The sequence below is a fragment of the Serratia sp. AKBS12 genome, assembly GCF_024793895.1.
Taxonomy (GTDB): Bacteria; Pseudomonadota; Gammaproteobacteria; order Enterobacterales; family Enterobacteriaceae; genus Serratia_F.
In genome coordinates this window covers 99,856-125,224 of record NZ_JANUSB010000002.1, presented here as the reverse complement: position 1 = coordinate 125,224, position 25,369 = coordinate 99,856, and the positions used below count along the sequence as shown (strand labels likewise).

At 57.0% G+C, this 25,369-nt stretch carries 25 protein-coding genes; 13 read left to right on the top strand and 12 right to left on the bottom strand.

The genetic code is table 11. The features are described 5' to 3' along the window. Positions 1-52 precede the first annotated feature (52 nt). The 6 genes from murC to lpxC all read left to right on the top strand — a co-directional run bounded on the left by murC (position 53) and on the right by lpxC (position 6,809). Positions 53-1,531 (top strand): UDP-N-acetylmuramate--L-alanine ligase, encoded by a 1,479-nt coding sequence (murC, locus tag NYE85_RS00580; protein WP_259002368.1) that lies wholly within the window; start codon positions 53-55, stop codon positions 1,529-1,531. After that, entirely contained in the window at positions 1,521-2,441 is a 921-nt protein-coding gene (locus NYE85_RS00575) for a D-alanine--D-alanine ligase (protein ID WP_259002367.1), read from the top strand. Before murC ends, NYE85_RS00575 begins: the two co-directional genes overlap by 11 nt. A gap of 1 nt (position 2,442) precedes the next feature. Continuing rightward, positions 2,443-3,306 (top strand): cell division protein FtsQ, encoded by an 864-nt coding sequence (gene ftsQ / locus NYE85_RS00570; protein ID WP_259002366.1) that lies wholly within the window; start codon positions 2,443-2,445, stop codon positions 3,304-3,306. Further along, positions 3,303-4,559, top strand: a complete 1,257-nt coding sequence (gene ftsA / locus NYE85_RS00565) for a cell division protein FtsA (protein WP_004955369.1) — start codon at positions 3,303-3,305, stop codon at positions 4,557-4,559. The genes ftsQ and ftsA overlap by 4 nt, the downstream gene beginning before the upstream one ends. A 74-nt stretch (positions 4,560-4,633) precedes the next feature. Next, the gene (ftsZ, locus tag NYE85_RS00560) at positions 4,634-5,788 is read left to right on the top strand and encodes a cell division protein FtsZ (protein ID WP_004955368.1); all 1,155 of its coding nucleotides are present in this window, start codon (positions 4,634-4,636) and stop codon (positions 5,786-5,788) included. A 103-nt stretch (positions 5,789-5,891) separates the two neighbouring features. Beyond that, a complete protein-coding gene (lpxC, locus tag NYE85_RS00555; protein WP_004955367.1) occupies positions 5,892-6,809 on the top strand; it encodes a UDP-3-O-acyl-N-acetylglucosamine deacetylase in 918 nt (305 codons plus the stop codon). A gap of 160 nt (positions 6,810-6,969) precedes the next feature. On the opposite strand, the gene NYE85_RS00550 is transcribed toward lpxC, so the two are convergent. Beyond that, entirely contained in the window at positions 6,970-7,494 is a 525-nt protein-coding gene (locus tag NYE85_RS00550; RefSeq protein WP_259002365.1) for a DUF721 domain-containing protein, read from the bottom strand. 26 nt (positions 7,495-7,520) lie between these two features. Between NYE85_RS00550 and secM the strand changes: the two genes are divergently transcribed. From secM to mutT, 3 genes are all read left to right on the top strand, one after another. After that, the gene (gene secM, locus NYE85_RS00545; RefSeq protein WP_259002364.1) at positions 7,521-8,054 is read left to right on the top strand and encodes a secA translation cis-regulator SecM; all 534 of its coding nucleotides are present in this window, start codon (positions 7,521-7,523) and stop codon (positions 8,052-8,054) included. Positions 8,055-8,139: 85 nt separating this feature from the next. Beyond that, a complete protein-coding gene (gene secA, locus NYE85_RS00540; RefSeq protein ID WP_259002363.1) occupies positions 8,140-10,851 on the top strand; it encodes a preprotein translocase subunit SecA in 2,712 nt (903 codons plus the stop codon). Between the two features lie 94 nt (positions 10,852-10,945). Then, the gene (gene mutT / locus NYE85_RS00535; RefSeq protein WP_259002362.1) at positions 10,946-11,350 is read left to right on the top strand and encodes an 8-oxo-dGTP diphosphatase MutT; all 405 of its coding nucleotides are present in this window, start codon (positions 10,946-10,948) and stop codon (positions 11,348-11,350) included. A 100-nt stretch (positions 11,351-11,450) separates the two neighbouring features. On the opposite strand, the gene yacG is transcribed toward mutT, so the two are convergent. Genes yacG through coaE form a run of 3 tightly spaced genes read right to left on the bottom strand, consistent with a single transcriptional unit; the run spans position 11,451 to position 13,076 of the window. Further along, positions 11,451-11,654 (bottom strand): DNA gyrase inhibitor YacG, encoded by a 204-nt coding sequence (yacG, locus tag NYE85_RS00530; protein WP_259002361.1) that lies wholly within the window; start codon positions 11,652-11,654, stop codon positions 11,451-11,453. A gap of 49 nt (positions 11,655-11,703) precedes the next feature. Then, on the bottom strand, positions 11,704-12,456 hold the full coding sequence (zapD, locus tag NYE85_RS00525) for a cell division protein ZapD (RefSeq protein WP_259002360.1): 753 nt from the start codon (positions 12,454-12,456) through the stop codon (positions 11,704-11,706). 5 nt (positions 12,457-12,461) lie between these two features. After that, on the bottom strand, positions 12,462-13,076 hold the full coding sequence (coaE, locus tag NYE85_RS00520; RefSeq protein ID WP_259002359.1) for a dephospho-CoA kinase: 615 nt from the start codon (positions 13,074-13,076) through the stop codon (positions 12,462-12,464). A gap of 317 nt (positions 13,077-13,393) precedes the next feature. On the opposite strand from coaE, the gene NYE85_RS00515 reads away from it, so the two are divergent. Continuing rightward, the gene (locus tag NYE85_RS00515) at positions 13,394-14,437 is read left to right on the top strand and encodes a GMP reductase (RefSeq protein WP_259002358.1); all 1,044 of its coding nucleotides are present in this window, start codon (positions 13,394-13,396) and stop codon (positions 14,435-14,437) included. Between the two features lie 40 nt (positions 14,438-14,477). Here NYE85_RS00515 and hofC read toward each other — a convergent pair whose 3' ends face one another. The 4 genes from hofC to nadC all read right to left on the bottom strand — a co-directional run bounded on the left by hofC (position 14,478) and on the right by nadC (position 18,645). Beyond that, complete coding sequence (gene hofC, locus NYE85_RS00510; protein ID WP_259002357.1) at positions 14,478-15,677, bottom strand: protein transport protein HofC; 1,200 nt, start codon at positions 15,675-15,677, stop codon at positions 14,478-14,480. Continuing rightward, positions 15,674-17,113: a type II secretion system protein GspE gene (gspE, locus tag NYE85_RS00505; RefSeq protein ID WP_259002356.1), complete on the bottom strand. Its 1,440-nt coding sequence runs from the start codon at positions 17,111-17,113 to the stop codon at positions 15,674-15,676. Before gspE ends, hofC begins: the two co-directional genes overlap by 4 nt. Beyond that, positions 17,110-17,553 carry a prepilin peptidase-dependent pilin gene (gene ppdD / locus NYE85_RS00500; protein ID WP_259002355.1) on the bottom strand — a complete coding sequence of 148 codons (444 nt, stop codon included), beginning with the start codon at positions 17,551-17,553 and terminating at the stop codon, positions 17,110-17,112. The genes gspE and ppdD overlap by 4 nt, the downstream gene beginning before the upstream one ends. Positions 17,554-17,754: 201 nt before the next feature. Continuing rightward, positions 17,755-18,645 carry a carboxylating nicotinate-nucleotide diphosphorylase gene (nadC, locus tag NYE85_RS00495; protein WP_259002354.1) on the bottom strand — a complete coding sequence of 297 codons (891 nt, stop codon included), beginning with the start codon at positions 18,643-18,645 and terminating at the stop codon, positions 17,755-17,757. A 210-nt stretch (positions 18,646-18,855) separates the two neighbouring features. Between nadC and ampE the strand changes: the two genes are divergently transcribed. Continuing rightward, positions 18,856-19,710, top strand: a complete 855-nt coding sequence (gene ampE / locus NYE85_RS00490) for a beta-lactamase regulator AmpE (protein ID WP_259002353.1) — start codon at positions 18,856-18,858, stop codon at positions 19,708-19,710. A gap of 46 nt (positions 19,711-19,756) precedes the next feature. Here ampE and hemL read toward each other — a convergent pair whose 3' ends face one another. Beyond that, positions 19,757-21,046, bottom strand: a complete 1,290-nt coding sequence (gene hemL, locus NYE85_RS00485) for a glutamate-1-semialdehyde 2,1-aminomutase (RefSeq protein ID WP_259002352.1) — start codon at positions 21,044-21,046, stop codon at positions 19,757-19,759. Between the two features lie 179 nt (positions 21,047-21,225). Between hemL and clcA the strand changes: the two genes are divergently transcribed. Beyond that, positions 21,226-22,665, top strand: a complete 1,440-nt coding sequence (gene clcA, locus NYE85_RS00480; protein WP_259002784.1) for a H(+)/Cl(-) exchange transporter ClcA — start codon at positions 21,226-21,228, stop codon at positions 22,663-22,665. An 89-nt stretch (positions 22,666-22,754) separates the two neighbouring features. Then, positions 22,755-23,099, top strand: coding sequence for an iron-sulfur cluster insertion protein ErpA (gene erpA / locus NYE85_RS00475; protein ID WP_259002351.1), 345 nt, complete (start codon positions 22,755-22,757; stop codon positions 23,097-23,099). A gap of 55 nt (positions 23,100-23,154) precedes the next feature. Here the strand turns inward: erpA and NYE85_RS00470 are convergent, their stop codons facing one another. From NYE85_RS00470 to mtnN, 3 genes are read right to left on the bottom strand one after another with little or no spacing between them, the layout of a single operon-like run. Next, positions 23,155-23,769 carry a TRIC cation channel family protein gene (locus NYE85_RS00470; protein ID WP_259002350.1) on the bottom strand — a complete coding sequence of 205 codons (615 nt, stop codon included), beginning with the start codon at positions 23,767-23,769 and terminating at the stop codon, positions 23,155-23,157. Continuing rightward, positions 23,769-24,575, bottom strand: coding sequence for a vitamin B12 ABC transporter substrate-binding protein BtuF (gene btuF, locus NYE85_RS00465; protein ID WP_259002349.1), 807 nt, complete (start codon positions 24,573-24,575; stop codon positions 23,769-23,771). Before btuF ends, NYE85_RS00470 begins: the two co-directional genes overlap by 1 nt. Before the next feature lies 1 nt (position 24,576). Next, positions 24,577-25,278 (bottom strand): 5'-methylthioadenosine/S-adenosylhomocysteine nucleosidase, encoded by a 702-nt coding sequence (mtnN, locus tag NYE85_RS00460; RefSeq protein WP_259002348.1) that lies wholly within the window; start codon positions 25,276-25,278, stop codon positions 24,577-24,579. Positions 25,279-25,369: the final 91 nt, after the last annotated feature.

The window sequence follows — 25,369 nt, the reverse complement described above, 5'->3', positions numbered from 1 at the left end:
ACAGCAACGTCATGTAAGGGCTCGGTGCGCCGAAGCCGGATTAGAGAGAGTGATGAATACACAGCAACTGGCGAAACTACGTACTTTCGTGCCCGAGATGCGACGCGTCCGGCACATTCACTTTGTCGGCATCGGTGGTGCCGGCATGGGTGGTATCGCCGAAGTGTTGGCTAATGAAGGCTATCAGATCAGCGGTTCGGATCTGGCGCCGAACCCGGTGACCCAGCAGTTGAGCGCGCTGGGCGCGACAATTTACTTCCATCACCGGCCGGAAAACGTGCTGGATGCCAGCGTGGTGGTGGTGTCGACGGCGATCCCGTCCGACAATCCGGAAATCGTCGCCGCACGCGAGGCGCGTATCCCGGTGATCCGTCGCGCGGAAATGCTGGCGGAGCTGATGCGCTTCCGTCACGGTATCGCAGTGGCGGGAACGCACGGTAAAACCACCACCACGGCGATGGTTTCCAGCATTTATGCGGAAGCCGGTCTGGACCCGACGTTTGTCAACGGTGGGTTGGTGAAGGCGGCTGGCACCCACGCGCGTCTGGGGTCGAGCCGTTACCTGATTGCCGAAGCCGATGAGAGCGATGCGTCATTCCTCCATCTGCAACCGATGGTGGCGATTGTCACCAACATCGAAGCCGACCATATGGACACTTACCATGGCGATTTCGAAAACCTGAAGCAGACGTTTATCAATTTCTTGCACAACCTGCCGTTCTACGGCCGTGCGGTGATGTGCATTGACGATCCGGTGGTGCGCGAACTGCTGCCACGCGTAGGTCGCCACATTACGACCTACGGTTTCAGCGACGATGCTGACGTGCGCATTGAGAGTTACAGCCAGGTTGGCCCGCAGGGGCACTTTACCCTGAGCCGCCAGGACAAGCCGTTGATGACGGTGACCCTGAACGCACCAGGCCGTCATAATGCGCTAAACGCGGCGGCGGCGGTTGCGGTAGCCACCGAAGAAGGCATTGAAGACGACGATATTCTGCGCGCGCTGGCGGGCTTTCAGGGCACCGGACGCCGGTTCGACTTCCTTGGCGAGTATCCGCTGGCGCCGGTTAACGACAAGGCGGGCAGTGCGATGCTGGTGGATGACTACGGCCATCACCCGACGGAAGTGGACGCTACCATCAAAGCGGCGCGGGCCGGCTGGCCGGACAAGCGTCTGGTGATGATTTTTCAGCCGCACCGTTACACGCGCACGCGCGATCTGTACGACGATTTTGCCAACGTGCTGTCTCAGGTTGACGTGTTGCTGATGCTGGACGTGTACCCGGCGGGTGAAGCGCCGATCCCAGGTGCCGACAGCCGTTCGCTGTGTCGCACCATCCGCAACCGCGGCAAGCTGGATCCGATCCTGGTATCCGACGCTGATACGGTGCCGGAAACCCTGGCGCAGCTGTTGCAAGATGACGATCTGGTCCTGGTGCAGGGCGCCGGCAACGTCGGCAAAATTGCCCGCAAACTGGCTGAATTGAAGCTGCAGTCGCCGAAGACCGAGGAGGAACAGCATGGCCGATAAAGTCGCCGTCCTGCTGGGGGGCACTTCCGCTGAACGTGACGTTTCTCTGCAATCCGGCGCGGCGGTGCTGGCCGGATTGCGCGAAGCCGGTATTGACGCCCACGGTATTGATACGCGTGACTTCCCGCTGACCCAGTTGAAGGAACAGGGCTTCAGCAAGGTATTTATCGCGCTGCACGGCCGCGGTGGTGAAGACGGTACGCTACAGGGAATGCTGGAATTCCTCGGCCTGCCGTATACCGGTAGCGGCGTGATGGCATCGGCGCTGACCATGGACAAATGGCGCACCAAAATGGTGTGGCAGTCGATGGGGCTGCCGGTAGCACCGTACGTGGCATTGCACCGCGCGGAGTTTGTCGGCGAGGCGAAAAGCCAGTTGCTGGCGAGCGTGGAGGCACTGGGCCTGCCGCTGATCGTCAAGCCGAGCCGCGAAGGCTCCAGCGTCGGTATGAGCAAGGTCAGCGAATTCGGCGAACTCACAGCGGCGCTGGACGAGGCGTTCCGTCATGACGACGATGTGCTGGTCGAAAAGTGGCTGAGTGGCCCGGAATATACCGTGGCATTTTTGGGTGACCAATTAATGCCGTCAATCCGCATTCAGCCGGCCGGCGTATTTTACGACTATCAGGCCAAGTACATCTCGGACGATACCCAGTATTTCTGTCCGAGCGGTTTGAGCGCCGAGCAGGAAAACGAGCTGGCCGCGCTGGCAGCTCGGGCCTATCGTGGCCTTGATTGCAGCGGCTGGGGTCGGGTTGACGTGATGCAGGATAACGATGGCAGCTTCTATCTGCTCGAGGTGAACACCTCGCCAGGCATGACCAGTCATAGCCTGGTGCCGATGGCAGCGCGCCAGTTTGGATTGGACTTCTCGCAGTTGGTCGCGAGAATTTTGGAATTGGCCGACTGATATGTCGCAAGCTGCCCTGAATGCGCGCGAACGCGAGGTTGAAAATAACCCGCGGCGCAGCAACGGAAGCCAATTGGCGGGGATCGTCTTCCTGCTGATGGTGTTGGGAACGGTCCTGTGGAGCGGCTGGGCGGTGATTGGCTGGATGAAAGATGCCAGTCGCCTGCCGCTCTCGCGGCTGGTGGTGACCGGCGAACGCCATTACACCACCAACGATGATATTCGCCAGGCTATTCTGGCGCTGGGATCGCCAGGTACGTTCATGACGCAGGATGTCGATGTCATCCAGCAGCAGATTGAGCGGTTGCCGTGGATTAAGCAGGCCAGCGTGCGCAAGCAATGGCCGGACGAGCTGAAAATCCATTTGGTGGAATATGTCCCGGTGGCGCGTTGGAACGATTTGCATATGGTGGATGCCGAGGGCAAATCGTTCAGCGTGCCGGCAGAACGTGTCGGCAAGCAGAAATTGCCGTTGCTCTATGGTCCGGAAGGGAGCGAACAAGACGTTCTGGAAGGGTATCGGACCATGAGCAGCGCGTTGGCGGCCGACAAGTTTACGCTGAAAATGGCGTCGATGACGGCACGTCACTCTTGGCAACTGGCGCTGGATAACGATGTCCGGCTGGAACTGGGGCGTGACGATCGTGCAGGACGCCTGCAACGCTTTATCGAGCTGTATCCGGTACTGGAGCAACAGGGCCAGACGGAAGGCAAGCGTGTCAGTTATGTCGACCTGCGTTATGACGCAGGTGCATCGGTGGGCTGGTCCCCGTTGCCGATTGACCCGCAGGCGGGCGATGCGGCGGCACGTCAACAGCAAAACAGTAATCAGCAACAAAATCAGGCACAGGCAAAACAACAATGATCAAGTCGACGGACAGAAAACTGGTAGTTGGACTGGAGATCGGTACGGCGAAAGTCGCCGCATTGGTAGGGGAAGTTCTGCCCGATGGCATGGTCAACATTATCGGGGTGGGCAGTTGTCCGTCCCGGGGTATGGATAAGGGCGGCGTTAACGACCTGGAGTCGGTAGTGAAGTGCGTACAGCGCGCTATCGATCAGGCCGAGCTGATGGCTGACTGCCAGATTTCTTCGGTCTACCTCGCATTATCGGGCAAACATATCAGTTGCCAGAACGAAATAGGGATGGTTCCTATTTCAGAAGAGGAAGTGACCCAGGAGGATGTGGAGAACGTCGTCCATACCGCCAAGTCGGTGCGTGTGCGCGATGAGCATCGCGTTTTGCATGTGATTCCTCAGGAATACGCCATCGACTATCAGGAAGGCATCAAAAACCCGGTGGGGTTGTCCGGCGTGCGTATGCAAGCCAAGGTGCACCTGATTACCTGCCATAACGACATGGCAAAAAACATTGTCAAAGCGGTTGAACGTTGCGGTCTGAAAGTTGACCAACTTATTTTCGCCGGTCTGGCCGCCAGCTATGCGGTATTGACCGAAGATGAACGCGAACTCGGCGTTTGCGTGGTGGATATCGGTGGCGGCACCATGGACATGGCGGTGTATACCGGCGGTGCGCTGCGCCATACCAAGGTTATTCCGTATGCCGGCAACGTGGTCACCAGCGATATCGCCTACGCCTTCGGTACGCCGCCGACGGATGCGGAAGCAATTAAAGTTCGACACGGTTGTGCGCTTGGGTCGATTGTTAGCAAGGATGAGAGTGTAGAGGTGCCTAGCGTCGGGGGACGTCCTCCACGTAGTCTGCAAAGACAGACACTGGCTGAAGTCATTGAGCCACGCTACGCCGAACTGTTGAATCTGGTTAACGACGAAATTTTGCAATTGCAGGAGCAACTGCGTCAGCAAGGGGTGAAGCACCATCTGGCAGCGGGTATTGTGCTGACCGGCGGTGCCGCCCAGATTGATGGCCTGGCAGCCTGTGCGCAACGGGTGTTCCACACCCAGGTACGCATCGGCCAACCCTTGAACATCACGGGTCTGACGGATTATGCGCAGGAGCCTTACTACTCAACGGCGGTAGGTCTGCTGCACTATGGAAAAGAGTCTCACCTCAGCGGTGAGTCAGAAGTAGAAAAACGCGCCTCGGTGGGCAATTGGTTTAAACGTATCAATAGCTGGCTGAGAAAAGAGTTTTAATGTTTCAACTAAGAGATCATGCTGAGTAATCTTTTTATGATCTCGCAGCGACAGGCACAAAACGGAGAGAAACTATGTTTGAACCAATGGAACTAACCAATGACGCGGTGATTAAAGTCATCGGCGTCGGCGGTGGCGGCGGTAACGCCGTTGAACACATGGTGCGTGAGCGCATCGAAGGTGTTGAATTCTTTGCCGTTAATACAGACGCTCAGGCGCTTCGTAAAACGGCAGTTGGCCAAACCATCCAGATTGGTAGCGGTATTACCAAAGGTCTGGGTGCAGGCGCGAACCCTGAAGTGGGTCGCAATTCGGCGGAAGAAGACCGTGAAGCCCTGCGCGCCGCTCTGGAAGGTGCAGACATGGTCTTCATCGCGGCCGGTATGGGCGGCGGTACCGGTACCGGTGCAGCACCCGTGGTGGCCGAAGTTGCCAAGGATCTGGGGATCCTGACAGTAGCCGTGGTTACCAAGCCTTTCAATTTCGAAGGCAAGAAACGCATGGCGTTCGCTGAGCAGGGCATCGCCGAACTGTCCAAGCACGTGGACTCGTTGATCACTATCCCGAACGACAAGCTGTTGAAAGTTCTGGGGCGCGGTATTTCTCTGCTGGACGCCTTCGGTGCGGCCAACGACGTGCTGAAAGGCGCGGTGCAGGGTATTGCCGAACTGATCACCCGTCCGGGTCTGATGAACGTCGACTTCGCCGACGTGCGCACCGTGATGTCCGAAATGGGCTACGCAATGATGGGTTCTGGCGTTGCCTGCGGTGAAGACCGTGCTGAAGAAGCCGCTGAAATGGCCATCTCCAGCCCGCTGCTGGAAGATATCGATCTGTCCGGCGCGCGCGGCGTTCTGGTTAACATCACCGCCGGCTTCGACCTACGTCTGGATGAGTTCGAAACCGTGGGTAACACCATTCGTGCGTTTGCTTCCGACAATGCGACCGTGGTAATCGGTACCTCACTGGATCCGGAAATGAACGACGAGCTGCGTGTTACCGTCGTGGCTACCGGTATCGGCATGGACAAACGTCCTGAAATCACCCTGGTGACCAACAAGCAGGTCAGCCAGCCAGTGATGGATCACCGTTACCAACAGCACGGTATGGCTCCGCTGCAACAGGAAGTGAAGCCTGCTGCCAAGGTGGTCAACGATCAGAACGCGCAACCGAATAAAGAGCCTGACTATCTGGATATCCCGGCCTTCCTGCGCAAGCAGGCAGACTAAGAATTTCCTGATAATTTGGAATCTCCGCTCTTTGTGCTAAACTGTCCCGCCGGCCTTGCTGTATGCTTGGCTGGTAGGATGGATAACATTGCGAGATAAAACGATGATCAAACAAAGGACATTAAAACGTATTGTTCAGGCGACTGGTGTCGGTTTGCATACCGGCAAGAAAGTCACGCTGACCATGCGCCCAGCGCCGGCTAATACCGGGGTCATCTATCGTCGCACTGACTTGAATCCACCGGTTGATTTTCCGGCTGATGCAAAATCCGTGCGTGATACCATGCTCTGTACTTGTCTGGTGAACGAGCATGACGTGCGTATTTCTACCGTTGAGCATCTTAATGCCGCACTGGCTGGGCTTGGCATCGACAACATCATTATCGAAGTTGACGCCGCCGAAATCCCAATCATGGACGGTAGCGCCAGTCCGTTCGTCTTCCTGTTGCTGGATGCCGGCATCGAAGAACTGAACTCAGCGAAGAAATTCCTGCGTCTGAAAGACACAGTGCGTGTTGAAGATGGCGATAAATGGGCCGAGCTGTCCCCGCATAACGGGTTCCGCCTGGACTTTACCATTGATTTCAACCACCCGGCGATTGACGCCAGCACCCAGCGCTACCGCCTGGATTTTTCTGCCGATTCGTTCGTGCGTCAAATCAGCCGTGCGCGTACCTTCGGGTTTATGCGTGATATCGAATATCTGCAATCCCGTGGCCTGGCTCTGGGCGGCAGCTTCGATTGCGCCATCGTCGTCGACGATTACCGTGTACTGAACGAAGACGGTCTGCGTTTTGAAGACGAATTCGTGCGCCACAAAATGCTGGACGCCATTGGCGACCTGTTTATGTGCGGCCATAACATCATTGGCGCGTTTACCGCGTACAAGTCTGGCCACGCATTGAATAACAAACTGCTGCAGGCCGTATTGGCCAAACAGGAAGCGTGGGAATTCGTCACCTTCCAGGACGAAGCCGAAATGCCATTGGCATTCAAGGCGCCGTCAACCGTATTGGCATAAGCCTGTACCTGAGAACCTCGAGCGCATCCTGGTGGCACGGGACGGTTAACTGGCCAAGCTATCACCCTCCCGAGTTCATTTGCTCAGGCGAACGACCGGGATGGGCTGAACAGAGCGCCTGAGATGCAGCTTGAAGCGTGACGGGTAGATATCGCTGGTTTTATTTGTCACGACTGGTAGCGTTGGCACCCTCTCCGGCCATCGATGCCAGTCGTTCCAGCGTCTTGCGCAATTTTTCCGGGCTGCGACTGGCCAACCCCCTCAATTGTTCCGCACTTTCCACGCTTAGGGTGCGCATTGGCGTATCTGTCTGGCTGTTTGCCGGCTTTTTATCCGCCTGCTGCTGTAGATTGCTGCTTTTCGCCATCAACGCAGGATTAATCCTGATGTCGATCGATGACAATGATGGTAGAATTTGCGCTCGTAGTGCTGATAACAAGTTAGGCTGTTCGTAGCGCAAGCGCATCATCCAACTGGCATTTGCCGTTTCCAGCACTAAAATACCCTGTCTGAAGTTCGCGACGCGGCACCAGGGATGCAGTGGAGCAGGCAATAAGCCCTTGACTGCACGGTTAAGCTTCAGCAGCGCCACGGCGCGCTGTTGTACGTTGTGCAACGGTCCCTTATCTGCTGCGGACGCTTCGTCGAACAGGACATCTAATAATTGTGGACGGCTATCGCGCATAATGGGCTCCGGCGGATTATAAACTTGTGATCGGTATTCTAAATCGTTGGCGACAATTTGGCAGACGTTATTTTTGGCCTCATCTCCTGTTAGGGATGGTAGCGGCCACGCTTGGCGTACCGCAAAATCTGTCGGGCAATGCCGAACAGGCCGCCTTACCGAGTACCTCATCCAGCCTTAACCGGCAGAATTCCGCAGCCAACGCCTTTAACAGCCTGGCATTGTTGCAAGACGCGCATCGTCGACCGACGTTCAGCGTCGATTATTGGCAACAGCATGCGCTACGTACCGTCATTCGTCACCTTTCTTTTGCCCTGGTGCCACAGGTTGTCTATGCGCGGGTACAGGAAAGCGAGGTCGAAGCCACCGAGCCGCCATTGCAGGTAGAACGACTGGCGTTACTGTCAACGCTTAACGCGCTGCTGACGCATGAGCCGAAGCCGCCGACCATCATTCGTGATACCCATCATTCTGTTCATCCTTCTTTAGCGCAGCATCAGGCCGGGTTATGGCTCGCGCAGGTGCAGGGCATTCGCGCCGGGCCGACGCTTCGCAGCTGATTCTCGCCCTCTGGGCACCTATACCAACAAAATAACAGCACGTTGATCGCCTGTGAGCGCGGTCATGACAGAGACATCAAATATTATGTTAGCTAAATTATTGACCAAAGTTTTTGGTAGCCGTAACGATCGTACACTGCGCCGTATGCGCAAAGTGGTTGAGCAGATCAACCGTCTGGAACCGGACATGGAAAAACTGTCCGACGACGAGCTGAAAGCCAAAACCAACGAATTCCGCGAGCGCCTGAAGAAAGGCGAAGTGCTGGAGTCGCTGATCCCTGAAGCGTTCGCCGTAGTGCGTGAAGCGAGCAAGCGTGTATTCGGCATGCGTCACTTTGACGTACAGCTGTTGGGCGGTATCGTACTGAATGACCGTTGCATCGCCGAGATGCGTACCGGTGAAGGTAAAACCCTGACCGCAACCCTGCCTGCCTACCTGAATGCCCTGAGTGGCCGCGGTGTGCACGTGGTGACCGTCAACGACTATCTGGCACAGCGCGATGCCGAAAACAACCGCCCGCTGTTTGAATTCCTCGGTTTGAGCATCGGTATCAACCTGCCGGGCATGCCGGCACCGGCCAAGCGTGAAGCGTACGCTGCTGATATCACCTACGGCACCAATAACGAATACGGTTTCGACTATCTGCGCGACAATATGGCGTTCAGCCCCGAAGAGCGGGTACAGCGCAAGCTGCATTATGCGCTGGTGGATGAGGTTGACTCGATCCTGATCGACGAAGCGCGTACGCCGCTGATCATCTCCGGCCCGGCTGAAGACAGTTCGGAAATGTATATCAAGGTTAACAAGCTGATTCCAAAGCTTATTCGCCAGGAAAAGGAAGACTCTGACAGCTTCCAGGGTGAAGGCCACTTTTCCGTCGACGAAAAAGCGCGCCAGGTTCACCTGACCGAGCGTGGGCTGATCCTGATCGAAGAAATGCTGGTCGAAGCCGGCATTATGGAAGAGGGTGAATCCCTGTATTCGCCGACCAACATCATGCTGATGCACCACGTCACCGCCGCCCTGCGTGCCCACGTGCTGTTCACCCGTGACGTTGACTACATCGTGAAAGACGGCGAAGTGATTATCGTTGATGAGCACACCGGTCGTACCATGCAGGGGCGCCGCTGGTCGGACGGTTTGCATCAGGCGGTCGAGGCGAAAGAAGGCGTAGAGATTCAGAACGAAAACCAGACCCTGGCTTCGATCACCTTCCAGAACTACTTCCGCCTGTATGAAAAACTGGCTGGCATGACCGGTACGGCCGATACCGAAGCGTTTGAGTTCAGCTCGATTTACAAGCTGGACACCATCGTGGTACCGACCAACCGTCCAATGCTGCGCAAGGACATGCCGGATCTGGTGTACATGACCGAGCTCGAGAAAATCGGTGCAATCATTGAGGATATCCGCGAACGCACGGCGAATGGTCAGCCGGTGCTGGTGGGGACCATCTCGATCGAAAAGTCTGAGGTCATTTCCCGCGAGCTGGCGAAGGCCAACATTGACCACAAGGTGTTGAACGCCAAATTCCACGCCATGGAAGCAGACATCGTGGCGCAGGCTGGTCAGCCAGGCGCGGTAACTATCGCTACCAACATGGCCGGTCGTGGTACCGATATCGTGCTGGGCGGCAGCTGGCAGTCAGAAATTGCCAAGCTGGAAGCGCCAACCGAAGAGCAGATTGCTGCTATCAAACAGGAATGGCAACTCCGCCATGACGCGGTGCTGGCATCTGGCGGTCTGCACATTATCGGTACCGAGCGCCACGAATCTCGCCGTATCGATAACCAGCTGCGCGGCCGTTCCGGCCGTCAGGGTGATGCCGGTTCATCACGCTTCTATCTGTCGATGGAAGATGCGTTGATGCGTATTTTTGCCTCCGATCGCGTATCTAGCATGATGCGCAAACTGGGGATGAAAGAGGGCGAAGCGATTGAACACCCGTGGGTAACCAAGGCCATCGCCAACGCCCAGCGTAAAGTGGAAAGTCGTAACTTCGACATCCGTAAGCAACTACTGGAATACGATGATGTGGCCAACGATCAGCGCCGCGCGATTTACAGCCAACGTAATGAACTGCTTGACGTGTCCGACGTTAGCGAAACCATCGCCAGCATCCGTGAAGACGTGTTCAAGGCCACCATTGATAACTACATTCCGCCGCAGTCGCTGGAAGAAATGTGGGACGTACAGGGTCTGGAAGAGCGTCTGAAAAACGACTTCGATCTGGATATGCCGATTGCGGAATGGCTGGATAAAGAACCGCAGTTGCACGAAGAAACGCTGCGTGAGCGCATTCTGGATAACGCCAAAGAAGAGTATCAACGCAAAGAAGAGGTTGTTGGTAGCGAGATGATGCGCAACTTCGAAAAAGGCGTGATGCTGCAAACGCTGGACTCCCTGTGGAAGGAGCACCTGGCAGCGATGGATTACCTGCGTCAGGGCATTCACCTGCGTGGTTATGCGCAAAAGGATCCAAAGCAGGAATACAAGCGTGAATCGTTCGCCATGTTTGCCGCGATGCTTGAATCACTCAAGTACGAAGTGATCAGCGTGCTGAGCAAGGTTCAGGTGCGGATGCCGGAAGAAGTGGAAGCGCTGGAGCAACAGCGTCGTGAAGAAGCGGAACGTCTGGCGCAGCAGCAACAGCTGAGCCACAAAGATGAGAACTCGCTGGTAACGGAAGATCCGAACGCCCCGGCCAGCGCCGAGCGCAAGGTGGGACGTAACGATCCGTGTCCTTGCGGTTCAGGTAAGAAATACAAGCAATGCCACGGTCGCCTGCAAAAGTAAGCCGCGACAAAGGTTGATTAAACCCGTTAGGGCCGGCATGTCCGGCCCTAATCGTATCTGGGCGCAACATTATACCGCTATCGAGGAATTTGCGATGAAACATGTCAACATCGCCGTGGGCATCATTCGTAATGCTCAACAGGAAATCTTTATCACCCGCCGCGCGGCAGACGCGCATATGGCAGGATTCTGGGAGTTTCCAGGCGGTAAAATCGAGCTGGGGGAAACGCCCGAGCAGGCGCTGACCCGAGAATTGCTGGAAGAGACCGGTATCAAGGCGGAAGGCGCCGAACTGCTGGAGGTGCTGGAGCACCAGTTCACCGATCGTATGGTGACGCTGAATTTCTATCTGGTAGAACGCTGGCAAGGTGAGCCGTTTGGTCGAGAGGGGCAACCGATGCGCTGGGTCAGGCAGGCAGATTTGCAGGCAGGCGAGTTTCCGCCGGCCAACCTCACCATTGTACAACGTCTGGTAGCACTGGCCAACGCGGCCCAATAATGGTTACGGCCTGCGTCAGCAGGCCGTTTAAGCGGTGAGATTGTCGCTCCAGGCCTGGCTGGTGCCCGCCGCTACCTGGCTAGTGCTACTGCATGCGTCGTCAGTCTCGCTCGCGATCGTGCTGTTCTTCCGACCATTCATCACTTTCGTTCAAATCGCCGTTGCTGGGAATGCGCTTTTCTTCATCGGCCCATTCGCCAAGATCGATCAGCTGACAGCGTTTGCTGCAGAACGGACGATGCGGGCTGACTTCACCCCATACCACGCCTTTGCCACAGGTTGGGCATTTTACTACGGTAGTCATCTTGCTTCCTTAGCCTTGGTTAATATCAAAGGCCTTTTAATTCAAAAATCTAACAACACGCCAAATCAAATGTCAGACGCTCGGGAACCTGGCCGTGCTCGCTATCCAGCGGTAAAAAACGGATCGCATAACGCGTCTTGTGGCCGGAAATCTGCGGATACAGCTGATGCGCCAGATCGATGCGCAAACGCAGCAGATCGGCACCTTCGGCATTATCCTGATAAAAACCGTTCAGGCTGATCTGGTTGCGGAACGGCTCGGTCTGGCGGATCAGATTCAGAATCATGGTCAGCGCCTGATGTAACGGCTCCAGGGTTTGCAGCCATTGCGCGACGTCGGCATCACGCTCATGTTGGGCTACGTGCATCCACATATGCAGCGTCGGCAAATCAAAGCTGCAGCAGCCGCCAGGAATGCTTAGCCGCTGTCGCACCAGGCCGATCAGGCGATCTTCACGCAGTGCCTGACCCATGCGCGGTGCGGACATCAACTGGCTAGAGCGTTCTTTTAACTGACTGCGCAGTTGATCGACGCGCGTCATATCAACGCCCGGTACGTCGGCCCATTGCAGCAGTTTTTGCTGCTGGCGTTCCAGCTCTTTCAACAGCTCGGTACGGATTTCTCCGCGTTCCAGCACGTCCAGCAGATCGGAAATCGTACGGAAGAAGGTCAGGGCGATTGCGGTTTCGCTCAGTGCCCGCTGACCGTGCAATTGCTGTAATAAAAATTCAATGCGTAGCCAGGTACGCATTTTTTCGTTCAACGGGTGTTCAAAGAGAACGGTTGGAGAAGCGTCACTCATTCAGTTTAATCCTGTTGGGGCGCCGGTGCCGCCAGTTCGAGATAGCGGCGATGCAGGTCGGCTACGTGTGGCTCTATCCCTTGAGCGGTGCCGCTATTGTCAATAACGTCATCCGCCACGGCCAGGCGCTGCTCGCGCGTTGCCTGGGCAGATAAAATGTTTTGCGCCTGCTGGCGGCTGATGCCGTCGCGGGCGATAGTTCTGGCCAACTGGGTTTCGCGATCGACATCGACCACCAGTACGCGGTCGGCGCGCGACTGAAGATTGTTCTCGACCAGCAGCGGCACCACCCACAACGCGTACGGGTGGGCAGTCTGGGCCAGTTGGCGTTGGGTTTCCTGCTGAATCAGCGGATGCAGCAGTTGATTTAGCCAGGCCTTTTCGTCTGGCTGGCTAAAGATGCGTTCACGCAATGCCGCACGGTCAAGCGTGCCATCCGACAGCAATATTTCCTTACCAAAATGCGCGGCGATGGCGGCCAATGCCGGCGTATCGGGCTGTACTACCTGGCGGGCAATCACGTCGGCATCAACGATTGGCGCGCCATGGCGTGCGAAGGCGTCAGCCACGGTGGACTTGCCGCTGCCAATACCGCCGGTCAACGCAACTATGTAGGTCATGGTCTGTGGATGCACCCGAAATTCATAAAAAAATAATAGACGAATCATAAAGCGATCGCACAGAAGTGCAAGTCAACGCACGCACTCTGTTGTAACGGTCACGCAGGGTTGGGAATTTTGCAATAGGGTGGGGAAAGTGAGTGCAGCATCACACTGCATTTGCATGGGTAAATTTCTGTGATTGTAGCCTAAATAAAGATGAAATCGCAGTCTTGTCGTGTGTTTATTCCGGCGTATGATAACTCCACTGGAACTGGCACTAAAAGATTCGATCACCACCCTGCGATCCGTCGCCATAAACCAGGAAATCAGTTGTCATGCGTATTGAAGAAGATTTGAAGTTGGGTTTTAAAGATGTGCTGATCCGCCCTAAGCGCTCCACGCTGAAAAGCCGCTCTGAGGTTGAACTGGCCCGCCAGTTCGCATTCAAACATTCCGGTTGTAACTGGTCAGGTGTACCGATTATCGCCGCCAATATGGACACGGTGGGTACTTTTCGCATGGCTGAAGCGCTGGCTTCCTTTGACGTCCTCACCGCCGTGCATAAACATTATTCCGTTGAACAATGGGCTGAATTCGTTCAGCGCGTTCCCGAAGCCACATTGCGCCATGTGATGGTATCTACCGGCACGTCTGACGCCGACTTCGTCAAAATGAAGCAGATCCTGGCACTGTCTCCGGCGTTGAAATTCATCTGTATAGACGTGGCAAACGGCTACTCCGAGCATTTTGTTGCTTTCCTGCAAAAAGCGCGTGAAGCCTGTCCGCAGCATGTGATCTGTGCCGGCAACGTGGTTACCGGCGAAATGGTCGAAGAGCTGATCCTCTCCGGCGCGGATATCGTCAAGGTCGGTATCGGACCGGGTTCTGTTTGTACCACCCGGGTAAAAACCGGCGTTGGCTATCCGCAACTGTCTGCGGTGATTGAGTGCGCCGATGCTGCGCACGGCCTTGGCGGGCAAATCGTCAGCGACGGCGGTTGTTCGGTGCCGGGAGACGTGGCCAAAGCCTTTGGCGGCGGTGCCGATTTTGTCATGTTGGGCGGTATGTTGGCCGGTCATGACGAATGCGAAGGTAGCGTGGTGGAAGAAAACGGCGAGAAATTCATGCTGTTCTACGGCATGAGCTCCGAATCGGCGATGAAACGCCACGTGGGTGGTGTTGCCGAGTACCGTGCAGCGGAAGGGAAGACCGTCAAGCTGCCGTTGCGCGGCGAAGTGGAGTTCACTATTCGTGATATCCTTGGCGGGCTGCGCTCGGCCTGCACCTATGTAGGTGCCGAGCGCCTGAAAGAGCTGACCAAGCGCACGACCTTTATCCGCGTGGCGGAGCAGGAAAACCGCGTTTTCGGTGCCAAGTAACCGACGCGCATCACCCCCGCAGACGCGGGGGTTTTAGCTGTTATCCCAATACGCTGCCCAATTGAAAGATCGGCAGATACATGGCGACAACCAAGCCACCGACAATACCGCCCACCGTTAGCATCAACACCGGCTCCAGCGTTTGCGCCAGGGTATCCGCCAGCTCGTGCGTCTGTTGTTCGTGCCACTGCGCCAATTTGCCTAACAGCGTGTCCAGCGTGCCGGACGCTTCGCCGATCCGCACCAATTGTTGGCAAAGAGGCGGAAACAGCGGTTGCTCACTCAGTGCTCGATGGAAAGACACCCCCTGTGCCAGCTGCTGCTGAACGCTGTCCAACGCCTGGCGGAAAAACGGATTGCCTATCGCCAACCGTGCTGCATGCAGTCCATCAACCAGCGTTAACCCTGCCAACTGGGTCATATTCAGCGTACGGAAAATCTGGCTCAGACAACTGCCGGTAACCAGGCGCGCAATAAGCGGTAACCGCAGCAACAGCCGTTGTTCTCGCTGCTGCCAGTCCGGGCGAGGGTGCAAGTACTGCCAGTACACCCCGGCGGTGCCGGTGGTTATTGCCAACAGATAAGGCCCTACGGTAATCAATAAAGCGGACAGTTCCAGTAATCCCTGGGTAAACCAGGGTAAGGGGGCGTCAAAAGATTGGTAAACCTTGGCAAACTCGGGCAGTACCATGGTCAGCATCAGGACGCTGACCAACAGCGCCACCATGCAGATAAACAGTGGGTAGCGCAGCGCCGTGACGACTTTCTTCTGCAGTCTTTGCTGTTGCTCTTGCTGTTGCGCCAATTGCCAACAACAGCGATCGAGATTGCCGGTCAGTTCGCCAATGGCAATAAGCTGCCGGTATACCTGCGGGAAGACCTGCGGGTGATCGGCTACTGCTTCGGAAAAAGGTTGCCCTTGTGCGACCTGAGTGCCGATTTCATGCAGCAGGCAACGCCACGCGGCGCTGGGGTGCTGCTGGGCCAGTAATTGCAGGGTATTGACCAGCGGGAGCCCGGCTTGCAATAGGGTGGCCAATTGTCGGGTGAACTGGACCAACGCCTCGCCACGCCATTGGCGGGGAGCGATCCGTTTACCGCCGCCGACACGGGAAGGTTGCAACCCCTGCTCAATCAACCAGTCGTAAACCTGTGCCTTGGTCTCGAAAAGTACCGCTCCTTGGCAAATATTGCCATTCGCATCAATTGCCTGCCAAAGAAATAATCGCCGGGTTTTCATGGCTGGTGATCCTTGCTGCTGCCAATTACCCGGTATACCTCTTCCAGCGAGGTCACTCCCTGGGTTGCCAGCGCCAGACCGGCTTGCAGCAGCGAGCGCTGCCCCTGCTGCCGGGCAATGGCCGCCAGCTGATTGGCTGACAGGTTTTGCAGCAGTCCCTGTTGCACCTCTGGGGTGATGTGTAGCAGTTCATAGATGCCGATCCGCCCGTAATAGCCGCCAAAACAGTGTTCGCAGCCCTCCGCACGCCAGGGGGTTAGTGCTTGCGGCCAAATCGCCGGCGGGAAGCGTTGTGGCTCGGTGAGCGGATAGCGGCAATGAACGCAAAGCCGCCGCACCAGCCGCTGCGCGATGACCAACTTGAGGCTGGCGGCCAGTAGATAGCCAGCCACCCCCATGTGAGTCAAGCGCGTCAGCGTTTCGCTGGTGGAGTTGGTGTGCAGCGTCGATAGCACCAGATGACCCGTCTGCGCCGCCTTGACGGCGATCTCTGCCGTTTCCGCGTCGCGGATCTCGCCGATCATGATCACGTCCGGATCCTGCCGCAGCAGTGCGCGCAATACTCGAGCAAAACCCAAATCGGTTTTCGCGTTGATCTGGGTTTGGTTGATGCCGAACACCGGGATCTCGATCGGATCTTCCACACTGCACAAATTGCTCTGTTGATCGTTCAGCTGCCGCAGGCCGCTGTACAGTGTGACGGTTTTGCCGCTGCCGGTTGGGCCGGTGACCAGTATCAGGCCCTGAGGTTTGGCAAGCGCGCTGGCAAAATCATCGCGATCGGCCGGGCTCATGCCTAATTGTTCCAGCGGCAGTTCCTGCCGGTCAGTTTGCAAGATACGTAAAACCACTTTTTCGCCGTACAACGTCGGTAGGGTGGAGATGCGCATTGAATAGCTGGCGTTATCCAACTGTACACCGAGCTGGCCGTCCTGTGGCAAGCGGCGTTCTGCGATATCCAGCTGTCCCATGATCTTCAGCCGGGCGATCACACGAGCCGCCAACGCGAAGGGCGGTGAGACAACGGCCTGCAGTACGCCGTCGATGCGCAGGCGAACGCGTAGCTGACGTTGATAAGGTTCGAAGTGGACATCGGAGGCACGGCGCTGGAGTGCCGTGCGCAGCGTAAGATTGATAAAACGTACCGCAGGTGCATCACTGTCATCATTCAACGATGGTGCAGCGTCATCTGTTGTGGCGCTTGGCGCCGGCAATGCCAAGTTTTGCTGTTCGTTGCGCGCCTGCTCCAGACGTGCCAGCGGCCACTGCTCGACAACGATGTGTTTGCCGGTGGCGAAGCGTAGCGCCGGCAGTAGCAAGGCCGGCAGATCGCCGTTTAATGCGATGGTCAGGCGTGTCTCATCCTGGCTTAGCGCCAGCGCCTGGTAACGTAGGCACAGCGCATGGATTTCATCGCTAATGTCGTGACCGGTCATGGCTCTTGAGCCGTATCGTCGAAGTGGAACACGTCCTGACATGTTTGTTTCAGAGTGTCGCTTTCGCTGTTGCACTGGCGGGTCCAGCGCGTCAGCCCGACGCTGTTTTGCACCGGAGTCAGCGCCACCGTCAGGCCTTGCAGCGTTTGGCTGCCGGTGAGATCGATCGCGCCCTGCTTCACTTGAATTTTGCTCACATAGCGGGATGCTGCGCCTTCAGGAATGCCCTTGCTACCGGCGTTGCAGCCGGCAGGACCGCCGCCTTCCAGCAGGCAAAGCTCGACCGCCATTTTATAAGGTGCCATCGCTTGCAGCATATCGGTCATGGCGGCCTTCTGGACATAACGCTGATAAGAAGGGATGCCGATAGCGCTGAGAATGGCAATAATGGCGATAACCACCATCAGTTCGATCAGGGTAAATCCACGTTGGCTGTCCATCAATTGCTACCTCCTTATGATTGAGGTGGCAACGGTAATACGCAAAATGACGTCGGGCGAGCGGCGGTTGGTCAGGTTGCGTACTGCTTTCACAAAATAGAGCGGTAATTGCTATGGGCGGCATTATTTATGCGATGCGCAGTGCAACATTACATGGCAGGCACGCCTCCCGACCGGTATGGGAGGCGCTAACAGGGGGGATTAGTTAAAGCGCATGGAAAGATCGAGAGCGGTAACGTGCTTGGTCAGCGCGCCAACCGAAATATAGTCGATACCGGTTTCAGCATATTCACGCAGGGTTTCACTGGTGACATTACCGGAGACTTCCAATTGGGCACGCTCCTGGGTTAGAGCAACCGCCTGGCGCATCATGTCGACGCTGAAATTGTCCAGCATGACGATATCGGCACCGGCATCCAGCGCCTGCTGCAGTTCGTCCAGTGATTCCACTTCCACCTCTACCGGCACATCGTCATGTAACCAGAAGGCTTGCTCTACCGCGTTTCTGATCGAGCCGGCGGCAATGATGTGGTTTTCCTTGATCAGAAATGCATCGGCCAGTCCCAGGCGGTGATTGCTGCCGCCACCGCACAGCACCGCATATTTTAGGGCGGTGCGCAGCCCCGGTAGTGTCTTGCGTGTGTCAAGCAGACGGGCGCGGGTGCCAGCCAGCAGGGCAACGTAACGGCTGACTTCGCTGGCGACGCCGGACAGCGTTTGCACAAAGTTCAGCGCGGTACGTTCGCCGGTCAACAGGATGCGCGCCGGGCCGTTTAGACGGCACAATGGCTGGTTGGGCGTCAGCGCATCGCCGTCGGCAACCAGCCATTCAACCTGGACCCGATTGCCCAGTTGGATAAAAACTTCGTTTAGCCAACGCTGCCCGCAAAAAACGCCGGCTTCGCGGGTGATGATGGTGGCCTGTGCCTGTTTGTCGGCCGGCAACAGCTGGGCGGTAATATCGCGATCCGCATTCACTTCACCTCCCAGATCTTCCCGCAGTGCCTGAGCCACAGCATAGGGAATGTCATGTTCAATTCGTGCAAGAAGTTCGCTGCGGCGGCTGTCGGCATTGTAGCGACGTGACGGCATAGGTGACTCCTGAAAAGGGGACTTAGTAAGAAGTTGAAACATGCTACTCTGTTGCAAAGATAAGTACCACCGGCAGTGTGGGCCGCTGTTACTGAAATATGAATCAGGTATTATCCGATATCGGCAGCAAGAATTATCTGGCATCTGTGGAGCAACGCAGTTTAGCCCAGGCACCCGGCTGGGCGCGATAATAAGGGAGAAGCATAGCTAATGACGCTGTTTACGCTGTTACTGGTTTTGGCGTGGGAACGCCTGTTTAAACTGGGCGAACACTGGCAGCTGGATCACCGGCTGGAGGTGGTGTTTCATCGGTTGCACCGATTCTCGCTGGCGCAAACGCTGGCTCTGGTGCTCGGCTGGATGGTGGTGGTCGGTGCACTTTTGTGGCTGTCGCAGGGGCTGTTCTTCGGCGTGCTGACACTGGCACTGTGGGTGATTATCGGTTTGCTGTGCGTAGGGGCAGGCATCAAGCGCAAGCATTATCGGGCGTATCTGCAAGCGGCACGGCAGGGTGATGCCCATGCCAGCGATCAAATGGCGGAAGAGCTGGCGTTGATCCACGGGCTGCCGGTGGATTGCAGTGAGGAAGAGCGGTTGCGCGAATTGCAGAATGCGCTGCTGTGGATCAACTACCGCTATTATCTGGCGCCGTTGTTCTGGTTTGTGGTCAGCGGTCCTTACGGTCCGATCGCGTTGGCCGGTTATGCCTTCCTGCGTGCCTATCAGACTTGGCTGGCGCGTCATAATACACCGCTGGAACGTTCACGCTCCGGCATTGACAGCCTGCTGCATTGGCTGGACTGGATCCCGGTGCGCTTGGTCGGCGTGGCTTATGCGTTGATCGGCCATGGCGAAAAGGCGCTGCCTGCCTGGTTTGCCTCGTTGGGCGACCGCCGCACTTCGCAGTATCAGGTGCTGACACATCTGGCACAATTCTCGCTGGCGCGCGAGCCTCATACCGACCCGGTGCAAACACCGCGTGCCGCGGTTACGCTGGCACGTAAAGTCACGCTGGTCGTGGTGGTGGTAGTAGCGCTGCTGACGATTTACGGCACGCTGCTGTAAAAAAACGGGCGCATAAGGCGCCCGTTATCATTTTTGCCTAGCGAGCTTACAGTTTGGCGAAGCAGCGGCGTGCCGCATCAATGGTGCGCTGAATATCTTCCTTGCTGTGTGCCACCGACATAAAACCGGCTTCGAAGGCCGACGGCGCCAGATAAATGCCTTCATCCAGCATCAGGTGGAAGAAACGCTTGAAGCGCTCCACATCGCACTGCATCACGTCCTGATAGCAGGTCACCGAGGCGGCATCGGTAAAGAACAGGCCGAACATACCGCCGACGTTGTTGACCACTAACGGGATATTCTCTTCTTTGGCGGCGTGCAGCAGGCCCGCCGCCAGCATTTCGGTCAGCTCGGTCAGCGTCTGGTGTACACCCGGCTGAGCGACCTGATTCAGGCAGGCAAAGCCGGCTGCCATGGCTATCGGGTTACCGGACAAGGTACCGGCCTGGTAGACCGGGCCGGTTGGCGCCAATGCTTCCATCACCTCACGACGACCGCCGAATGCCCCTACCGGCATACCGCCGCCGATGATTTTGCCCAGGCAGGTCAGATCCGGCACCACCTGATAATGGGCCTGTGCTCCGGCCAGCGCCACGCGGAATCCGGTCATTACTTCGTCGATGATCAGCAGTGCGCCGTATTTGTCACATAGTTCGCGCAGGCCTGGCAGGAACTCGGGCAGCGGTGGCACGCAGTTCATGTTGCCGGCAACCGGTTCAACGATGATGCAGGCAATTTCTGATGGGTACTGTTCGAACGCGCTGCGAACGGAATCCAGATCGTTATAGGTGCAGGTCAGGGTGTGCTTGGCGAAATCTGCCGGTACGCCCGGAGAATTGGGCTGACCCAGAGTCAGCGCGCCGGAACCGGCTTTTACCAGCAGGCAGTCGGCGTGGCCGTGGTAACAGCCTTCAAACTTGACGATCTTGTCGCGGCTGGTATAGCCGCGAGCCAGACGAATGGCGCTCATGGTGGCTTCGGTGCCGGAGTTCACCATGCGTACCATATCCATGGTCGGCACCAGCTCGGTTACCAGCTCGGCCATTTTGACTTCCATCTCGGTCGGCGCGCCAAAGCTCAGACCGCGCTCGGCCGCTTCGATAACCGCGTTGCGGATGGCCGGGTGATTATGTCCCAGCACCATCGGGCCCCAGGAGCCGACATAATCGATATAGGCTTTGCCATCGGCATCAAACAGATAAGCGCCGTCGGCACGCTCGATAAACAGCGGTACACCGCCTACACCGGTGAATGCACGCACCGGAGAGTTAACCCCACCCGGGATCAACTGTTGCGCCTGCGCATACAGACTTTCGGACTTGCTGTGTAAGCTCATAAATCGGCTCCTGGAGGTTTCATTAAATTAATTTGACCGGCATATTCTAGAGAAGTGCGCGCCGTTATGAAACGATCACAGTCAGATACCTATTTCGCCGGGCGGCAACTGCCGGTCTGCGCTAGAATGGCACGCTCGCTATTTGTATTACTTATCTTGCCAATAATAACCAACTGATGATGACTGATTTACAAAAGCAACCTCCGCAGGCGCGTCTTGCGCACCTGAAGCCCAGCGACCGCGTGCGCCAGTTTATGCGTCGCGACAAAACGCCGGTGGCAATACTGGTGATGGCGGCGCTGGTAGGCACCCTGGCCGGTTTGCTGGGCGTCGCGTTTGAGAAAGCCGTAGATTGGGTTCAGCAGCAACGGCTCTCCGGTTTGGCCTATGTTGCCAATTACTGGTTTCTGGTCTGGCCGCTGGCGTTTTTGTTCTCCGCGGCGCTGGCGGTGCTCGGCTATTACCTGGTGCGGCGCTTTGCACCGGAGGCCGGGGGATCCGGTATTCCTGAAATCGAAGGTGCGCTGGAGGAGTTGCGGCCGGTGCGCTGGTGGCGAGTGATTCCGGTGAAATTTATCGGCGGCATGGGCACGCTGGGAGCCGGTATGGTGCTCGGGCGCGAAGGGCCGACGGTGCAGATGGGGGGCAACGTCGGGCGCATGGTGCTGGATGTTTTCCGCATTCGCGGCGCGGAAGCGCGTCATTCGTTATTGGCCACCGGCGCCGCCGCCGGGCTTTCCGCCGCGTTTAACGCGCCGTTGGCCGGAATACTGTTCATTATCGAAGAGATGCGTCCGCAGTTTCGTTATAACCTGATTTCGATAAAAGCGGTGTTTATCGGTGTGATCATGTCGGCGGTGGTGTTCCAGATTTTCAATGGGCAACACTCGGTGATCGAGGTGGGCAAACTGTCTTCGGCACCCACCAATACGCTGTGGCTGTATCTGGTGCTCGGTGCGGTGTTCGGTGCGGTTGGCGTGATGTTTAACCGCTTGATATTCCGCACTCAAGATATGTTTGCACGCATTCACGGCGGTAACATGCGCAAGATCCTGCTGATCGGTGGCCTACTCGGCGGCATGTGCGGCATTCTAGGTCTTATCCAGCCGCAGGCGGCGGGCGGCGGTTTTGGCTTGATACCGATCGCTGCTGCAGGCAATTACACCGTTGGCATGCTGATGTTCATTTTTATTGCGCGCGTTGTGACCACCCTGTTGTGCTTCGCCTCCGGTGCGCCTGGCGGCATTTTTGCGCCGATGCTGGCGTTGGGCACCCTGTTCGGTACCGCATTTGGCTTGGCCAGCGGGCACTTGTTCCCGCAGTACGGCCTGGAAGCCGGTACCTTTGCCATTGCCGGCATGGGCGCGTTGTTTGCCGCCACGGTGCGTGCACCGCTGACCGGCATCGTGCTTGTACTGGAAATGACCGACAATTATCAGTTGATATTACCAATGATTATAACTTGCCTCGGTGCGACGCTGGTGGCGCAATTACTCGGCGGTAAGCCCTTGTATTCCTCACTGTTGGCCCGCACGTTAGAAAAGCAGGAAGCGCGGCAGAGGCAGGCCGCGGCCGATAAAACAGGTAAAGAAGATGCAACAAATGCGGCGAATACTTGAACGCAGCACTCAGGTATTGGATAATCATTATTATTAATCAGGCTGCCATCGTCGCGACCTGAGGCTGAACAATGTTGGGAGTAACGACTATGAGCGATGAAACGGCACTGCCCCTGCAATTTACCGAGGCGGCAGCAAAAAAGGTGAAATTCCTGATTGCCGATGAAGAAAACCCGGATCTGAAGTTGCGGGTGTATATTACCGGCGGTGGGTGCAGCGGATTCCAATACGGCTTCACTTTCGACGACAAGATCAACGAAGGCGACATGACCATTGAAAAACAGGGCGTGGCGCTGGTGGTTGATCCGATGAGCCTGCAATATCTGGTCGGCGGGGCGGTGGACTATACCGAAGGGCTGGAAGGGTCTCGTTTTGTGGTCACCAACCCGAATGCCAAAACCACCTGCGGTTGCGGTTCTTCATTCAGCATCTGATGCACTGAATGGCAAAAACCCGCTAGCGGAATACCGTTGGCGGGTTTTTTATTGCCTATTGTTCGAGGATAAAGGCCGGCAGTTTCAGATGCCAGCGAATCGCCGCCAGCCGGATTATCAGCGTAATGGCCATACCGAGCATCATTGCCTGCTGGAGCGGCATGCCGAAGCTGTGATAGGCCGTGGCATGGATGATGCCGCCGATAATGCAGGCGGTGGCGTAAATTTCGGTACGCAGGATCATCGGGATTTCCCGTGCCAGCACATCGCGAATGATACCGCCGCCGACGCCGGTAATGACCCCCATGCAGATGGCCACCAGTGGTCCGCTGCCGGCGGCAAAGGCTTTGTTGACGCCGATGCCGACAAACACCGCCAGTCCGACGGCATCCAGCACCGGCAGGATCCATTTCGGCAGACGGCGCGGCTGTCGCACCAGCAGCAGCGTCAGTACGCAGGTGACCATCGCCACCACCAGATCGGTAGGATCCTGCACCCAGAATACCGGCCCGTTGGCCAGCGCCATATCGCGGATGGTGCCACCGCCGACCGCAGTGACCACCCCCAACACCAGGACGCCGAACGGATCCATGCGTAATTTGCCCGCCAGCAGCACGCCGGAAATGGCAAATACCGCCGTGCCCAGAATATCCAGCCAGAACACCAGCATCAGCGGATCTCCGCCAGTTGGCTACACAGCTGCTGCGCCGCCAGCATAATGCGCGGCCCGGCGCGGTTGAACCAGTCTTCGTTCAGCGCAATCACCGGCACCTGTAGTTGCGGAGCCCAAAACGCCTCGACGCTGGCGATCTGCCTGGCGTCGCCGGTGATGACTACCGCCTGTGGCTTGCGTGCCAGCACCTGTTCGCGACTGATTTGTGGCCACGGCATGCGGCTGTCGGCAAACAGATTTTCGGCGCCGCACAGCGACAGTACCTGGCTTTGCAGCGTAGCGCCCGAACTGGTGAACAGCGGTTGAGTGCCGAACTGCAACAGGACGCGGCGCGGCTGATTGCTGGCATAGCGGGCTTTCAGTTGCGCAGTTTGCCGACGAATCTGTTCTGCCGCCTGGTGTGCCTGCTGCGGATGCGGGCTGTAACGAGCCAGATCGTCCAGCGACTGGGCTATGTCTTCGATGTTTTTCGCATCGGCATAAAAAATCGGGATGCCGAAAGACGCTAGCTGATCCAATACCCGCTGTGGGTTGCCACCGCGCCAGGCCAGGATCAGATCCGGCTTCAACGCCAATACCCGCTCGAGATTGATCCCCTGCCAGGAGGCTACCTGCTCCAGCTTTTTGGCTTGCGGGGGATAATCGGAAAAGGCACTGACCGCCAGCAGGTTATCTCCCATGCCGGCGGCATAGGCCAACTCGGTGGTGTTTGGCGCCAGACTGATGACGCGTTGCGCCGCTGACGCAGGCAATGCCAGCGCCAGCGCCAGCAGCCACGAAAAGAGAGAGCCGCGTCGCTTCACATTAACCGCGTTTGGCCAGCGTTTGCAGCATCGCGTTGACCATCAGCGAGGACTGTTTGGCCGCGACCACCAGAAACTCGTCAAAGCTCATGTGCGATTCGCTGTCAGCGACGTCGGAAATGGCGCGTACCACGACGAACGGCGTGTTGAACTGGTGGCAAACATGGCCAATGGCCGCCGCTTCCATCTCTACCGCCGCTACATTTGGGAAGGTGGCACGAATGCGCGCCAGCGGCTCTGCGCCGTTGATAAAGGCATCACCGCTGCAAATCAGGCCGCGTACCGCATTGAGCTCCAGCTGTTTGATGCAGTTCTCTGCCAACGCAATCAGCGCATCATTGGCAACGAAGGCCGCCGGGCAGCCGGCCATTTGGCCTGGCTCATAGCCAAAGGCAGTCACGTCGGCATCGTGATAGCGCACTTCTTCAGACACCACGATATCGCCTACTTTTAGCGTTGACGCCAGACCGCCGGCGGATCCGGTGTTGATCACCACGTCCGGTTGGCAATGTTCCAGCAGTAGGGTGGTGCCCAGCGCTGCCGCAACTTTACCGATGCCAGACTTCAGTAACGCTACCTCGACGCCGCCGATCTGACCGGTATAGATTTCACAGCCCGCGCGTTGAATCGTCTGACGGTTTTCAATTTGTTCGCGCAGCAGGGTCACTTCTTGTTCCATGGCGCCGATGATGCCTACTTTCATAAATAATACTCGCTGATTGAGTGTGAGAATTGCGCATAGTCTATCATGGCTGTGAAAGAGAGATAATCCGTTGCATCCGCCGTCGGGAATT

Excerpts from the sequence above, each read along its gene's own strand:
- murC (WP_259002368.1), top strand. The coding sequence starts at position 53 with ATGAATACACAGCAACTGGCGAAACTACGTACTTTCGTGCCCGAGATG.
- NYE85_RS00575 (WP_259002367.1), top strand. The coding sequence starts at position 1,521 with ATGGCCGATAAAGTCGCCGTCCTGCTGGGGGGCACTTCCGCTGAACGT.
- ftsQ (WP_259002366.1), top strand. The coding sequence starts at position 2,443 with ATGTCGCAAGCTGCCCTGAATGCGCGCGAACGCGAGGTTGAAAATAAC.
- ftsA (WP_004955369.1), top strand. The coding sequence starts at position 3,303 with ATGATCAAGTCGACGGACAGAAAACTGGTAGTTGGACTGGAGATCGGT.
- ftsZ (WP_004955368.1), top strand. The coding sequence starts at position 4,634 with ATGTTTGAACCAATGGAACTAACCAATGACGCGGTGATTAAAGTCATC.
- lpxC (WP_004955367.1), top strand. The coding sequence starts at position 5,892 with ATGATCAAACAAAGGACATTAAAACGTATTGTTCAGGCGACTGGTGTC.
- NYE85_RS00550 (WP_259002365.1), bottom strand. The coding sequence starts at position 7,494 with ATGCGCGATAGCCGTCCACAATTATTAGATGTCCTGTTCGACGAAGCG.
- secA (WP_259002363.1), top strand. The coding sequence starts at position 8,140 with ATGTTAGCTAAATTATTGACCAAAGTTTTTGGTAGCCGTAACGATCGT.
- mutT (WP_259002362.1), top strand. The coding sequence starts at position 10,946 with ATGAAACATGTCAACATCGCCGTGGGCATCATTCGTAATGCTCAACAG.
- yacG (WP_259002361.1), bottom strand. The coding sequence starts at position 11,654 with ATGACTACCGTAGTAAAATGCCCAACCTGTGGCAAAGGCGTGGTATGG.
- zapD (WP_259002360.1), bottom strand. The coding sequence starts at position 12,456 with ATGAGTGACGCTTCTCCAACCGTTCTCTTTGAACACCCGTTGAACGAA.
- coaE (WP_259002359.1), bottom strand. The coding sequence starts at position 13,076 with ATGACCTACATAGTTGCGTTGACCGGCGGTATTGGCAGCGGCAAGTCC.
- NYE85_RS00515 (WP_259002358.1), top strand. The coding sequence starts at position 13,394 with ATGCGTATTGAAGAAGATTTGAAGTTGGGTTTTAAAGATGTGCTGATC.
- hofC (WP_259002357.1), bottom strand. The coding sequence starts at position 15,677 with ATGAAAACCCGGCGATTATTTCTTTGGCAGGCAATTGATGCGAATGGC.
- gspE (WP_259002356.1), bottom strand. The coding sequence starts at position 17,113 with ATGACCGGTCACGACATTAGCGATGAAATCCATGCGCTGTGCCTACGT.
- ppdD (WP_259002355.1), bottom strand. The coding sequence starts at position 17,553 with ATGGACAGCCAACGTGGATTTACCCTGATCGAACTGATGGTGGTTATC.
- nadC (WP_259002354.1), bottom strand. The coding sequence starts at position 18,645 with ATGCCGTCACGTCGCTACAATGCCGACAGCCGCCGCAGCGAACTTCTT.
- ampE (WP_259002353.1), top strand. The coding sequence starts at position 18,856 with ATGACGCTGTTTACGCTGTTACTGGTTTTGGCGTGGGAACGCCTGTTT.
- hemL (WP_259002352.1), bottom strand. The coding sequence starts at position 21,046 with ATGAGCTTACACAGCAAGTCCGAAAGTCTGTATGCGCAGGCGCAACAG.
- clcA (WP_259002784.1), top strand. The coding sequence starts at position 21,226 with ATGACTGATTTACAAAAGCAACCTCCGCAGGCGCGTCTTGCGCACCTG.
- erpA (WP_259002351.1), top strand. The coding sequence starts at position 22,755 with ATGAGCGATGAAACGGCACTGCCCCTGCAATTTACCGAGGCGGCAGCA.
- NYE85_RS00470 (WP_259002350.1), bottom strand. The coding sequence starts at position 23,769 with ATGCTGGTGTTCTGGCTGGATATTCTGGGCACGGCGGTATTTGCCATT.
- mtnN (WP_259002348.1), bottom strand. The coding sequence starts at position 25,278 with ATGAAAGTAGGCATCATCGGCGCCATGGAACAAGAAGTGACCCTGCTG.